We start from the raw sequence: 12,727 nt of genomic DNA, 5'->3' as shown, positions 1-12,727 counted from the left end.
AACGCAAAATAGCGCAATAACAACGCCTTACAGGAAGGCGTCTGAGACGGTTCATGCAAAGAGATGCACCCAAATGCACCGGTTGCTATTTCAGATGAGTCCGGATTGAGTCCGCGAAAACACGTCAGCGGGTCCGGATAGGGGAAATGGGCAAAATGACATTCAGGGAGCTACACAATTACGGTGTTATAGGTGTTATTAGTGTTACTCACATATATAATATACTGATTTCATTGTGTTTTTCTCCGGTTTTCCCACTAACACCTTTCGGTTTCGAAGGTGTTAAAGGTGTTATGGAGCCTCAGGCATGAGGTTTTCAAAACGGGAAATAGACGCCCTCACCTGCCCGCCAGGTAAACGGGACGCTTTGTTTTCGGATACGGAGACCAAGGGTTTTCTGGTCCGTGTCACGGCAACCGGAGCAAAGATCTTCCTCTTTCAGTATCGCTACGCGGGGAAGGTCCGTCGTCTCAAACTAGGAGAGTATGGGGCTGTCACCATTGCCCAGGCTCGGAAGATAGCTGAAGAGGCTCGTGGGCGCGTCCTGGCTGGTGGAGATCCAGTAGGCGAACGCAAGGCGGAGGTGGTGGCCTATCAAACCTCCCTTCAGGAGCAGGCAGCGCAGGCCGTGATAGATGCCCTGACCTTGGATGTCCTGATTGATCGCTGGGCCAGCATGGCGCTCAGGGAACATAGCGCGGTCTACAAAAAGGAAGGGCCGCAGCGCATCCGGTATAATTTCCAGCAGTTTCTTGCTCGTCCTGCCCAGTCCCTGACCGTCTCTGAGCTTCAGGCGCGGCTGGATGAGATCGCAGCAGAGCACCCCACCACGGCCCGGCGTCTGCAAGCTTATGCCCGCGCCATGTATGCCTGGGCTGTGAAGCGTCAGCTGGTGGATGATAATCCGTTTGCCCGCCTGATTGTGGAAGGACGGGAGGTTTCGCGGGATCGCGTTCTGACGGATGACGAGATCGGTGAAATCTGGCGGGCGGCCGGACAGATGGCCTATCCTTTCGGACCGTTCTTCCGGTTGCTGCTGCTCACTCTTCAACGCCGGACAGAGGTTGCGGAGATGCGGTGGGAGGAGATCTCGCCCGATCTGACGACCTGGACGATCCCGGCCGAACGGACGAAGAACAGCAGAGCCCATATCGTCCATCTCTCAGAACCGGCGCGCCACGTCCTGGCGGCGCTGCACAGGCAGACAGATCCAAAGACAGGCGCCATCTCGGCTTACGTCTTCACCAATACTGGCAGAACGCCCATCTCGGACTTCTCAGGAGCCAAGGAACGGCTGGAAAAGCTGATTGAGGTGGAGCGGGCTCAAAATTCGCTGGGAAAAGAAGTCTGCACCCTGCCCGCGCCGGGCTGGCGGTTACATGACCTGAGACGGACGGGTGTGACGGTAATGGCTCGTCTTGGGGTCGGGCCGCATGTGGCTGATCGGGTGCTGAACCATGTGCAGGGGACGATTAAGGGCGTGGCTGCTGTCTATCAGCGGCATGAGTTTCTGAAAGAACGGGAGATTGCTCTGGATCGCTGGGCTGCCCATGTCCTTTACATTGTAGGAGGAACTGATTTTTTTGCTGCTACGAATGGGCAGGTCGTTCCGCTACGGCTTGGCTGAAGGTGCAAAAGCAAAGCCTTTCTTTGCAGTATGTTAAAATGTCCTTTCATATAAAGTTAGGAATTATCTGACATTATTCAGACGTATTGGAAGGATAGGAAAAGACTTGAAGGGGGAACGTCACACCTCATTTGTAATGTGGTTGAATGTTGTTCCTGCGTTCATATCTTTGTAAGTAGGCTTTACGTTGAGGAGGGAGAGACCCCGAAACAGCTATGCGTTTTGTATTGAAGAATGAGAAAGGAGGATCAAATGGCACACCGCGCAGCAGTCGTCGCAAATAAATTCCTCTCTCTGGCTAGACAGGCCGGTCAAACTCTCACTCCCATGCAACTCCTAAAGTTGGTCTATCTCGCCCATGGATGGACACTCGGATTATATCGCCGTCCGTTGATCTCTGACCCTATTGAAGCTTGGAAGTACGGTCCTGTTATTCCAACGCTCTATAACGAGATACGCTCTTACAGGAGCGATCCTGTTAGTCAGCCCATCCTTGGGTTTCACGATACGCTTTCTTCAGATGAGGATGCTGTCGTGCAGCGGGTCTACGATATCTATGGCGGTTTGAGTGGTCCCGCACTAAGTCGCCTAACACATGCTCCTGGCACTCCGTGGTCTCAGACATATGAGCCTCTGTCATTTGGAGAGAGAATTCCAAATGATGTGATCCAGGATTATTACGTCCAGCGGGTAAAGTCCTGAGTGACACAAGAGCCCCCTGATCCAGAATCTAAAATACCTGGGCTTTCCCCTGAAGAGGAGGAAGCTCTTTCTGGTTCAGGGGAGAAAAGTGACAGCGGTACAGCTGAAAGCCGTATGTTCGCTTCCGGAAAATCCGCAGACGAGATTAAGCAGAAAGCGGAAGAGGCAGAGGCAAACCGGACTGAGAAATTCAAGGATCATTTTGAAAATCTGATCGTATGCGGCGTTTATGCATCCGCTTTCTTTTTTGGAATCGTGTGTCTCTGCTGGCTGCTTAATATTATCTTTCCCGATAAATGGAGATGGCTCTCTGCAGCTGAAATCTCGAAACTGCAGGGATTTGTCACCGGTGGTGTCATAGCTTCTACCGCCTTGGGACAGATTAAAAAGCGGATACAATAATCCTAAGCTGCCAATCGCTCACAGAACGAAGCTAGCTCTTGATGGTGCAGCAGATGGACGCCGGTGGTAGCTGCGAGCTGACGGGCTGGAATGGTGTAACCGGCATTTGAAACCACGATAGCTGCATCGGCCTGCTGGTGCTGCTTGGCGGTATAAACCTCCTGCACGGCTTTGTTGCCGACAGGCTGGCTATAGAGCTTGCACTGAACCACGATTTTTCGGCCGCCTTTGGTGGCGATGATGTCCGCGCCTTGGTCGCCGCTGGCCTGTGTTACGCGGGCGTCCCATCCAGCTTGCTCCAAGAGTAGGGCACAGTGTCGCTCGTAGTCGAAGGGGTCCATCTGAGGATCGAACACACGCGGATCACTCAGGGGCTTTTGGTTGAGGATAGCGCCGGGCGGTGTGCGCTGGGCGATCTCCTCAATCCGGGCTTCTGCACGGGCTTTGAGAAGCGGCCATTGGTCCGTCAGACCTTCAACCTGGAGGAGGGGCAGGATACGGGTGTTGCAGAAATAGCCGATTTCCTTGGCCCATTTGGTCAGATGGATCGTGCCATAGGCATCTGTTGTCACCAGTTGCAGGCGGCGGATCTGCAAGGCCGTAGCCTGGTCTCGGATCTCTTTGTCGATAATCCCCCATGCCCGGCTCTCTCGGGCGGCCCGGCGACGTGCGCGTAATACGAAGAACCCGATCACACCTCCTACAAACAGAGCGAGGATCAGCAGTCCGCCAGATCCTGAATTCTGATTTGGTGCGGATTTGGAAACAGAAGGCGGCGTGGTGGCAGGTGCGGGATCACCTGGTGCGGAGTTGTCTTCCGCCGGTGTGCTCGCTGCCGGCTCCGCGTCATGCCGTGGTTTCTCCCATCCCTTCGGCAGGACATCGGTGGCCTTGTCAGAAGCCTGTGGCGTCTCTGGATCTGGGCTTGCAGGGGCAAGCTGCACCGGACCGTCTGTTGGGGCCTCAGCAGAAGGCTGAGGAGGTATGGGCAGGCCGGCCGATACCTGCTGGGGAAGGAAGAACAGTGGGGGCATGCCGGTGCGTGGTGGATCTCGGCGCAAGAGGAGCAGTCCGTTTTCCTGGCTGATCTGTTCCCATTTCTCGCTGGGATCTACCTGAAAGCACCGACCATCCGTGATGACGAAATGGACCCAGCCGGGATCGTTCTGGCGCGGATCCCCGTGATTGGCGAGAGCGCGCGTGGCCCGTGGATTTACACAGGCGTAGGACTGCCCGGTGGGATGAAAAACGCCGTCTGCCAGGGCGGTGGTAGGAGAGAGCAGCGCAAGGGCCATAAGAAGTGTTTTGGTATTAAGGCCGCGCATTCTTTCTCCTGACGTTCTCAATGACTGTTCTCGGTATTGTAGAGAAGGATCTCGCCGTTGCTCATCGGGACGTCTCCTTCGTCAGATTCCCGCTAGGGCTGTTGTTGATATCTTTCATCTCAACCGGGATTATTTTTGCGTGGCCACTGAAAGTTTTCCGGATAATCGTTGAACCATTCTGTCGGTTCGTTGCCGTCAATTGCCCACCACATGCGGCCGCCCATCTCCAGATTGATCACCACATCAATGTCGTAGTCTTTTGACTGAGCAGGGTCGGGCCAAGAGATTCTGAAATATTCTACAAATTCTTTCGGTGTATGGGGCTGCTTAGGATTGCCTTTTTCTCCGGGGCGCATCGTTGAATATTTGTACGCTACAAATTCAGGATGCGCTTTCAGGAGCAGGTATCGCTTTTGCAAGCAGTATTCCAAAACCTCAAGAAACAGCTCGCGTTTTTCATGTGGGTCGAGCTCAGGGAAGCTTTCGTCAGTGACTGTCGAATAAAACAGGTAGAGATCATCCCCACCATATTCGATCCAGTTGCGAACCTGTGCATCTGTAAAGGCTGGCATTTTCAGTCCTTCAGCCGCACGCCGGGGCCGCCTCCGTTTTGGGGGATGAACTCTACGCCTGCGGCTTCCAAGGCTTTGCGGATGGCTGTGATCGTGCTGGCACGCGGGGCTGTTGCGCCGTCTTCAAAGCGGACAAGAGTGCTTTTTGGGACGCCGCTGACAGTCACTAATTCATCGCGGCTCCAGTTGAGCAATCCTCTTGCTGCTCTCACCTGTGCCGCTGAAATGGTATCCACAATATCATTTCCGCTTGCTTCTGATGCGAGAGAGTGACACTCTCCGTATCGTTCTGCAAGGAACAAACCGTTTTACGGCTGGATGAGATGCTACCAACACCTCGCCCAGCCTAACCACATACCGAGAGGGACCTCGGCAATGGCTATTCATGCCTTTACCACGTCCGGCTTGCGCCGGGCAGTGATCGCTTCTGCGCATCTTGTGTCTGAGGCGGCCCCCGCTGTTCTTGGCGCGGGTCTGTTCCTGCTTTCTGCTCTCACGCTGGCCCAGCCGGAGCATCTGCACGACCCGGCGAAATCCGTTCGTCACCATCATGCCAGCCCCACACTCCTGCTGGCTTCTGCGAAAGCAGGAGAGGCGCGGCCATGACACACAATCAATCCAAAGCCAGAACGGCGACTGTGGCGGGTTTGGCCCGTCTCGCCGGGCTTGCTGCCATAACGGGGACGGATGCCATCACGGCGGACTCTGTGACGCTCTGCGCGCCTCCTGCTGATGCGCGTCTGGTCGGACTGTGTGCGGATCTGGGGGCTACTGAACGGGAGCGCCATCGTCAGATAGGGGCAGCGCGCAATCTTCCGGCCGTCCAGTTGGGTGGATTGCTGGCCCGGCGTCAGGTTCTGATTGCAGAGGTCTGCGACATGAAGGCAGCAACTCGGGAGGGCCTCAAAGCCAAGGCCCGCGCTGTCCGGCTGGTGCTGGGTGACGCTGTGGTGCCGCGCAACATGCGGGAAGCCCTGATGCGCTCTCTGCTGGAAGACATGCAGGGAGGGCTTCTGTGATGCAGACAATTACGAATGATGCAGGGTGCTGTGCTGGAAGCCGGCTTTCTTCTGATGCTGTCCTGGTCCGTTTGTGTGGTGAGTTCGTCCAGGTGATGCGGGCCAAGGATGAGCTGATGGAGAAGGATCCTGCCAGCCCTGAGGCGCAGGCTGTGTCCGATCGGGCGCGTGAGCTGCTGGATGATCTCCTGGTGCAGCGGGCGACAACGCCGGAAGGGCATAAGGCTCAGATGGAAGCTCTGGCTGCGCTGGGGCGGCCGCAGATGGATTATGATCGTTTGATCGCCGAGGCTCCGGACTGGTTCGGGCAGGTGGCTGCGGCGATCCTGCGGGATCAGGCGCAGGTCATGCACGCTGGCCCGGCGCAATCGCCTGTCTCCGTGTCTGCGGCTATGTCTGGGCCTTATGAGGCCGCGCAACGGATGCGCCGGGCCCAGCGTCTCAAGGATCAGCGGACAGACGCTGCCGAGGTTTTGACGGGGCCTGGAGAAATTGTGCAGCAGAGGCGGCTTGCTTTGGACGCGGCTGCGGCGGAAAGCGTGGAGCTTGCCCTACACGATATGCTGCCGCTCTTGCCGTCCGTATCGCTGGCTGACGCTGCTGTACAGGTCTTTACAGCATTGGAAACGCTCAGGGCGGTGGATCTGGAGCCTGTTGGTGGAAGCGCTCCGCTGTATCGTTCGGAGAATGTGACGCGGGTGGTCAGGTGTCTGTCCTCTGCTCTGCCAGTTCTCATCAAAGCCAGTGAGCGCGATCTGAGCGGTGTGGTGGATGCAGTGACGCTCCAGATGCCAGAGCAGGAGCATGGGCTGTTCGGGCAGCTCTGGCGGGGTGCTGAGGTGACGGCATGAATAGGGCCATGTCGCTATCGGTCGGCTCCATGTCCTCGGGTTCTGTTCACGGCTTGTTTCCCGTTTGCGCCGGGCGCATGGTGACCGCTGGCGCGGCTAGGTTTGGCCGCCGAACGCCGGGACCCCACGTCTGGCCCGCCGCGCCGCTCCAGTTCATGCGTGGGGACGGCTGGCGTGGGGCGGCTATGAGTCATCAATCCGATGCAGCAGAGCGGTTTGCTCGTGGTGAATGCGTATTTTTGCATGAGATGATTCCAGTTTGGGCGCCGGAGGAACTGGAAAAATTCGTCGTCACTGCTCGCATGGTGCAGCGCTTTGGTGGGTTTGAGAAAAACCGGAACGATGATGTTCGCCGGGTGCTCAAAACGTCAGGTATTATTGAAGGAGAGGGGCTCCCGCCTGGTTGCGTGTGGCCAAATGAAGGTTTGGCTCGTGTACTGAAATTTGACTGGGAGCTAGCAGAAAAATGGAAGCGGCTAGACGAAAAAATTCGTGAGATTTTGGTTCAGCCCAATGTTCGAACGGGCTTTATCGACACGCGAAGCGAATATGGCGACGTAAAGGAGTGTCACCATCGCATGTGGGCGCATCGTCATATTGGCATGCCGCACCCAGATGCAGTCGATGCAAATTATTTGTTTCTTGAAGGTCTCAAGGTCTTTGGAAAAGAGAGCCGGCAGACATGGTGTGCTGCTGAAGTAGAGGTCCGCGGAGAGCAGAAACCAGTAAGCGCCAATTACGTGGAACCTGTCGCCCCTGAACTTGCTGTCAGGCAGGGCAAGCGCGGATTTGACGATAACAAGCTGCTGGAAAAGATGAAAGCCGAGCTTGAGAGCAAGAAGTACCCGAACCTCTGGCAGGCAGTTTGCGCGTTTGCAGCTGAGGCGGATGGTCGCGGTACGATTGAATCCAAAGAAAAGCGCCTAGAGAAGAAATTCAAAGAAAAATATCCGAAAGAAGCTGAGCATTTCGGGGTTCATCGAAAACGTCCAAGGTCCTCATGACTTCTCATTTTTCATTTCTGAGAAGTTCTCCGAAGAAATGAGAAGGCGTGTCGTTCCACTGAGTAGCCGCACCAGTTCGCAATAAGGCGGATTGGAAGGAGCGGAGTATCGCAAATGGAAATGTCGGTTGTCCGTGAAGAGCGGAGCCGTGGAGGAGCGCGTGTGAGTGCTCGTCGCCTGGTGCTGTCCGAGATCGAGACAGCGGAAGAGCTCTCGCTCTCTGTTCGTACCTTGCAGGCCATGCGTTTGGAGGGGACCGGACCCGCCTTTATCAAATTGACGCAGCGCCGGATTGGTTATGCGCTCTCTGAGCTGGAACGCTGGATTTCTGAGCGCTCTGTGCGTTCCACGGCAGAGGCAACGGTTCGTGCCCAGCGGGAGGCCGCATCATGTTGACAGCCTCTCATACAGTTCCTGCGGGTGCGCCATCATTGCGCCGGGCCGGTGGTCTGCTCTGGCCTTGCCTGGAGGATGCCAAGCCGGATCTTCTCACGCGCCTCCTGACGTTCTTTCGTGGCTGTGACGACTACGTGCAGAACAGTCCCTGGCGTCGTGACATGAGCGAGACCCTGCGCCTGCATGGTCGGCATGAGTTCCGGCCGATGCCGTCTCAGGCTGCTGTGGTGGGCCTTCTTACGGCCTGGGCAGAACTGCGGAAGGTCTTGCTGGCTGACGACGCCTTTCTTGCCCTGGTCCAGCCGAACGCGCCGGAAGACGCTGCGGATCAGTTCCAGTCCCTCAAAGCAGCTCTGATGTGGTTTCGTGTCGGACTGGATCGGGATGTCCGCACGGTAGAGGCGCGGAACTGGCTGGATGCGATCGGCTGGCAGGACGTTCTTGCGCTGGCAGAAAAGCGGGATCAGGCAGCCGAGCGTTTGATCGCCGGGAGAGCCGTTGTCGGTGCGGAAGGGGACATTGCGGCGCTTCCTGCGGTCCAGCGGGAGGGCGCGGTATGATCCAGGTGATGCCTTTCCAGTTTGAAGGTCAGAATGTCCGGGTCGTGAACCGTGAGGGTGTCGCCTGGTGGGTACTGGCGGATGTGTGCGGACTTCTCGGCCATAGCAATCCGTCTGTAGCGGGTCGGCGTCTGGATGATGACGAAAAGGATACCCTAAACATTAGCGAGGGCATCCGGGACGGCGGGGTCTTTGCTGACGGACGGGCTCAGTCCGTTGTCCTCATCAATGAATCCGGTCTCTGGTCTTTGGTCCTGACAAGCCGGAAGCCTGCTGCAAAGCGGTTCAAGAAGTGGGTGACAGGTGAGGTCATTCCTTCAATTCGCCGGACTGGGGCTTATGTCGCGTCTGCTGTGGGCGACACATCCGAGACGCTGATGGCACGTGCTGTTCTGGCAGCTCAGGAAGCGCTCCAGCGGAAAGATGCGGAACTGGTAGCGCTGGCTCCGAAAGCTCTGGCCTATGATCGCATTGCCGGAATGGATGGGCTGCTGACGCTCACGGAAGCCGCCAAGGAATGTGGATGGCCGCCGCGTCGGTTCATGGCCCTTCTTCATGAAATGCGCTGGATCTATCGGGCTGGAAACAAGGGCCGGTGGATTGGTTATGCGGACAAGGAGCGGGCTGGATACCTGTCCTACAAGCATTTTGAGCAGACGCATCCTGAGGGTCATCTGGTGAGCCGTCCTCAGGTGGTGGTGACCCCCAAGGGCTTGGCGCGCATGGCACGCATCCTCCCTGCTCTGGAGGATGCGGCATGAGTGGCGGTTTTGTAGGCTCTCGCCTTGGGATTGCCGAACTGGCGATCCTGGGGCTGCTCTTTCCTGCAGAATGCGACGATCTGCCCTCATGGTCTGTGGAAGAAAGGGCGATCTTTCGCCGGGCTGCTGACCTGGTGGCTCAAAAGGGTGATGATCTGCTCGTTCCGCCCGGCGCCGGATGGGATGCGCTTGCTGAGGCGCAGTGGGAAGCCCATGTGCGGGAACCGGGGTGGTGGCCCTTAACGTGGATGATGACGGGGCCAGACGGCGCGTGTTGCGGGCAGGTTCATGACCTGACGCTTCCTTTGCTCTGGGGAACGGAATGGCTCCTGGTGGAATTGGAACGGCGGCGCTTTGCCTATGCAGATCCGGCGATCAGGGCAGCGTCTAATCTTATACGGCAGGCCAAAGCCCGTCTGAATGTGTTGCGTGAGCGTGAAGGTGGTGTCGTCAATGACGTGCCGGATCTTCGTGACGCTTGCGCTGCCCTCTCGGATGCGCTGCAAGGGCGCTGCCCTGTTCTCATGGCGTGGCCCCGTCTGGAGCCTGCACCCGCATGAGGCAGCATGACGCGGGCACGCTCTCACGGATGCTGGCGGAGCGCATCGGTGTTCTAGCGCGGGAGCTGCTGCCAAACGGCCGGAAGGATGGTGCGGAATGGCGGTGCGGGTCTCTGGCTGGCGAGAAGGGGCAAAGCCTTGCCGTCCATTTGAATGGTTCTCGGGCAGGTGTCTGGGCTGATTTCAGCTCAGGTGAGCGCGGGGACGCACTGGATCTAGTGGCGGCCGTTCTGTTCGCGGGAGATCGGCGGGAAGCGATGAAGTGGGCTGTCAGCTGGCTGGGGCTGGGTGACGGAGCTGCACCGACCTTTCGGGCTCCTGAGCGCAGGCAGGTTGCGCCGGATCGCGGGCGTGAGGATCTGGATCAGGAGGCCCAGCGCAAGCGGGCATCCGCGCGAAAGCTCTGGCATGACACCCCGGCCGGTATCGCCGGAACCCCGGTTGAGGCGTATCTCGCCGGGCGGGGCATTGTTCTGCGTGAACTGGGCCGCGCTCCTGGTGCGCTGCGGTTTAATCCGTCTCTCTGGTGTGCCGAGGTACAGAGACCGCTTCCCGCCATGATCGCTGCCATCTGCGGGCCATCCGGAAAGCTGGTGGCTGTTCATCGGACCTGGCTGAGTGAAACGCCAGGCGGCGGCTGGGTAAAGGCCGACCTTCAGAACGCCAAGAAAGTGCTGGGATCATTCGCGGGCGGATGCGTGCGCCTGTGGCGTGGGGCATCGGGCAAGGCGCTGGGTGTAGCTCCGGAAGGTGACGTGACGGTCATCGCGGAAGGCATCGAGACGGCGCTATCCGTGGCTGTGGCCTGCCCTGAGTTCCGGGTGTTATCGGCGGTGTCGCTCAGCAATATGGCGGCCGTCGCTCTGCCGGACACTCTCAAAGACATCATCATCGCGGCTGACAATGACAGCGGGAATGAAAAAGCCCGTCGCGCTCTGGAAGCCGCTCTCAAGAAATTCGCATCGCAGGGCCGCACAGTTCGGCTCGCCATGCCTGAAATCGTACATGGAGACTGGAACGATGTCCTCCGGGGAAAAGACACAGACGGGAAGCCAGAGCGGCCGGTCTGATATTCGCAAGGGAATTGAGAACGCCAAGGTGGTCCAATTTCCAGAAGCCAATCAGGGCAGCGCGAAAGCGCAGGAGGTCAGTGAAGACCGGCGGTTCATTTATCGAGATGATGGGATCTGGCGTCGAAATGGTGATGGCGCGCCCTTTTTCCTCTGTGGGTCCGTCGAGGTGCTGGGGGAATCACGTGATGAAGCCGGGCAGAACTGGGGGCTGCTTCTTGCCTGGCAGGATCGTGACGGTCATCGGCATGAGGAAGCCTTTGCGCGTGCCTTGTTCGCTGGTGATGGCAATGAGATCCGGACACGGTTGGCAGATGGTGGTCTGACGCTGGGCGCAGGCGCTAAAGCCAAGGCGGCTTTCCTGGAGTGGCTGGCGAGCTTGCAGAGTTCTCAGCGGGCCAGAAGTGTCACGCGGATCGGCTGGCATCGGTTTGGCGGCGGAGATGTGTTTGTCCTGCCAGATGAAACGCTGGGGGAGACCTCTGAGCGTGTGGTGTTGCAGACGTTGGATCGTGAAGCATCGCTGTTCGGGTTGGCCGGCACGGTTGAGGACTGGAAGATCCAGATTGGCGCGCTGTGCATGAAAAACAGCCGGCTGGTCTTTGCCGCGTCCTGTGCGTTTGCCGCGCCGCTTCTGGGGCTGCTGGGTGAAGAAGGCGGCGGCATCTCGTTCAAGGGCTCCAGTCGATTGGGCAAGAGCACGGCTTTAAGGGTGGCGGCGTCCGTCTGTGGTGGCACGCCTCAGAACGGGGCAGGAGGCTATATTCGCTCCTGGCGCTCTACTGGCAACGGGATCGAAAGCACGGCGCTGGCGAGCTGTGATGTGCTGCTGCCTTTGGATGAAATTGGACAGCTGGATCCGCGTGAAGCTGGTGAGGTCGCCTATCTGCTTTCAAACGGGCAGGGCAAGGCGCGCGCGTCTCGCACGGGTGGAGCGCGGACCGTGGCGCGGTTTCGCATTCTTTTCCTATCTACCGGTGAGCTCGGACTGGCCGATCTGAACCGGGAGGCTGGAAAGGCGACAAAGGCCGGGCAGGAAGTGCGGTTTGCGGATCTGCCTGCTGATGCCGGACATGGACAGGGACTGTTTGAGCATGTCCATGACCACGACACGCCGGACGCCTTTGCCCGTCATCTGCGGGTGGTCACGGGGCAATATTTTGGTGCACCGTTGCGTGCGTTTCTTCATCGGCTCACAGAGGATCTGGCGCAGTCAGGGAATGAGGTTGTCCAGGATCGGCTTCGGTCCCGAATGGGCGAGATCATGCGGGGATGGTTGCAGCCCTACCCTGAGGCTTCGGGACAGGTGCGAAGTGTTGCCGCCCGGTTTGCGATGGTGGCGGCGGCCGGTGAGCTGGCAACGCAATACGGGCTGACCGGCTGGGACCACGATACGCCCGGCGTGATGGCTGGGATCTGCTTCGAGGCGTGGCTTGCAGAACGGGGGACGGTTGGACGGCGGGAGGATGAGCAAGCCGTGGCTCAGCTACGCGACTTCATTGCCAAGAATGGTGAGGCCCGGTTTGAACGCTGGGTTGATCCTGTCCAGGGGGATGCCGCGCAATCAGAAGAGAGCCAGCCGCCGGGCGAACGGTTCCGCACTCAGAACCGGGCAGGCTGGAAGCGCTGGATGAAGGGAGACGGCGGACGGTATGAATGGCGCTACTTCCTGACCGCTGAAGGGATGTCCGAAGCTCTGGCGGGTCTGAACCGGCGCAATGCTGTGCAGACGCTGATTGAGACGGGATATCTGTTGCCGGGGAAGGCAAAGAACTCTGCTGTCATTTCTCCGCCTGGTCATCGCAACGTCAGGGCCTATGAGGTGAAGGCATCTATCCTCGGAACGGAGGAGGGGGACCGCTGAGGCGGTCTCCTGTT

16 protein-coding genes are annotated in these 12,727 nt (G+C 58.2%); 13 read left to right on the top strand and 3 right to left on the bottom strand.

Annotated features, from left to right (window positions below):
• Positions 1-307: 307 nt before the first annotated feature.
• The 3 genes from GAL01_RS08050 (at position 308) to GAL01_RS08040 (ending at position 2,731) form a co-directional block, all read left to right on the top strand.
• Complete coding sequence (locus GAL01_RS08050) at positions 308-1,627, top strand: tyrosine-type recombinase/integrase (RefSeq protein WP_082790802.1); 1,320 nt, start codon at positions 308-310, stop codon at positions 1,625-1,627.
• A gap of 252 nt (positions 1,628-1,879) precedes the next feature.
• Complete coding sequence (locus GAL01_RS08045; protein WP_082790801.1) at positions 1,880-2,329, top strand: Panacea domain-containing protein; 450 nt, start codon at positions 1,880-1,882, stop codon at positions 2,327-2,329.
• On the top strand, positions 2,330-2,731 hold the full coding sequence (locus tag GAL01_RS08040; protein WP_231865419.1) for a phage holin family protein: 402 nt from the start codon (positions 2,330-2,332) through the stop codon (positions 2,729-2,731). It begins immediately after the preceding gene.
• A 2-nt stretch (positions 2,732-2,733) separates the two neighbouring features.
• Here GAL01_RS08040 and GAL01_RS08035 read toward each other — a convergent pair whose 3' ends face one another.
• The 3 genes from GAL01_RS08035 to GAL01_RS08025 all read right to left on the bottom strand — a co-directional run bounded on the left by GAL01_RS08035 (position 2,734) and on the right by GAL01_RS08025 (position 4,864).
• Complete coding sequence (locus GAL01_RS08035) at positions 2,734-4,056, bottom strand: restriction endonuclease (RefSeq protein ID WP_062032680.1); 1,323 nt, start codon at positions 4,054-4,056, stop codon at positions 2,734-2,736.
• 119 nt (positions 4,057-4,175) lie between these two features.
• Positions 4,176-4,628, bottom strand: coding sequence for a hypothetical protein (locus GAL01_RS08030; RefSeq protein ID WP_062032677.1), 453 nt, complete (start codon positions 4,626-4,628; stop codon positions 4,176-4,178).
• 2 nt (positions 4,629-4,630) lie between these two features.
• Positions 4,631-4,864, bottom strand: coding sequence for a helix-turn-helix domain-containing protein (locus tag GAL01_RS08025; RefSeq protein WP_145995611.1), 234 nt, complete (start codon positions 4,862-4,864; stop codon positions 4,631-4,633).
• Between the two features lie 139 nt (positions 4,865-5,003).
• On the opposite strand from GAL01_RS08025, the gene GAL01_RS08020 reads away from it, so the two are divergent.
• The 10 genes from GAL01_RS08020 to GAL01_RS07975 all read left to right on the top strand — a co-directional run bounded on the left by GAL01_RS08020 (position 5,004) and on the right by GAL01_RS07975 (position 12,713).
• Positions 5,004-5,234, top strand: a complete 231-nt coding sequence (locus GAL01_RS08020) for a hypothetical protein (RefSeq protein ID WP_062032669.1) — start codon at positions 5,004-5,006, stop codon at positions 5,232-5,234.
• Complete coding sequence (locus GAL01_RS08015) at positions 5,231-5,647, top strand: hypothetical protein (RefSeq protein WP_062032665.1); 417 nt, start codon at positions 5,231-5,233, stop codon at positions 5,645-5,647. The genes GAL01_RS08020 and GAL01_RS08015 overlap by 4 nt, the downstream gene beginning before the upstream one ends.
• Positions 5,647-6,498 carry a hypothetical protein gene (locus GAL01_RS08010; protein ID WP_062032663.1) on the top strand — a complete coding sequence of 284 codons (852 nt, stop codon included), beginning with the start codon at positions 5,647-5,649 and terminating at the stop codon, positions 6,496-6,498. The genes GAL01_RS08015 and GAL01_RS08010 overlap by 1 nt, the downstream gene beginning before the upstream one ends.
• 8 nt (positions 6,499-6,506) lie before the next feature.
• Positions 6,507-7,502 (top strand): hypothetical protein, encoded by a 996-nt coding sequence (locus tag GAL01_RS15975; protein WP_231865418.1) that lies wholly within the window; start codon positions 6,507-6,509, stop codon positions 7,500-7,502.
• A gap of 162 nt (positions 7,503-7,664) precedes the next feature.
• Positions 7,665-7,898 carry a helix-turn-helix transcriptional regulator gene (locus GAL01_RS08000; protein ID WP_231865417.1) on the top strand — a complete coding sequence of 78 codons (234 nt, stop codon included), beginning with the start codon at positions 7,665-7,667 and terminating at the stop codon, positions 7,896-7,898.
• On the top strand, positions 7,892-8,458 hold the full coding sequence (locus GAL01_RS07995; protein ID WP_062032652.1) for a hypothetical protein: 567 nt from the start codon (positions 7,892-7,894) through the stop codon (positions 8,456-8,458). The genes GAL01_RS08000 and GAL01_RS07995 overlap by 7 nt, the downstream gene beginning before the upstream one ends.
• Positions 8,455-9,219, top strand: a complete 765-nt coding sequence (locus GAL01_RS07990) for a phage antirepressor (RefSeq protein ID WP_062032648.1) — start codon at positions 8,455-8,457, stop codon at positions 9,217-9,219. The genes GAL01_RS07995 and GAL01_RS07990 overlap by 4 nt, the downstream gene beginning before the upstream one ends.
• Complete coding sequence (locus tag GAL01_RS07985; RefSeq protein ID WP_062032645.1) at positions 9,216-9,779, top strand: hypothetical protein; 564 nt, start codon at positions 9,216-9,218, stop codon at positions 9,777-9,779. The genes GAL01_RS07990 and GAL01_RS07985 overlap by 4 nt, the downstream gene beginning before the upstream one ends.
• Positions 9,776-10,849: a DUF7146 domain-containing protein gene (locus tag GAL01_RS07980; protein ID WP_174694465.1), complete on the top strand. Its 1,074-nt coding sequence runs from the start codon at positions 9,776-9,778 to the stop codon at positions 10,847-10,849. Before GAL01_RS07985 ends, GAL01_RS07980 begins: the two co-directional genes overlap by 4 nt.
• The gene (locus GAL01_RS07975; RefSeq protein WP_062032641.1) at positions 10,800-12,713 is read left to right on the top strand and encodes a DUF927 domain-containing protein; all 1,914 of its coding nucleotides are present in this window, start codon (positions 10,800-10,802) and stop codon (positions 12,711-12,713) included. Before GAL01_RS07980 ends, GAL01_RS07975 begins: the two co-directional genes overlap by 50 nt.
• Positions 12,714-12,727 lie beyond the last annotated feature (14 nt).

Origin of the sequence: Gluconobacter albidus, from assembly GCF_002723915.1 — a bacterium.
Lineage (GTDB): Bacteria > Pseudomonadota > Alphaproteobacteria > Acetobacterales > Acetobacteraceae > Gluconobacter > Gluconobacter albidus.
Note: the sequence above shows the minus strand (reverse complement) of the source record. Positions and strands in the feature narration are given on the sequence as shown.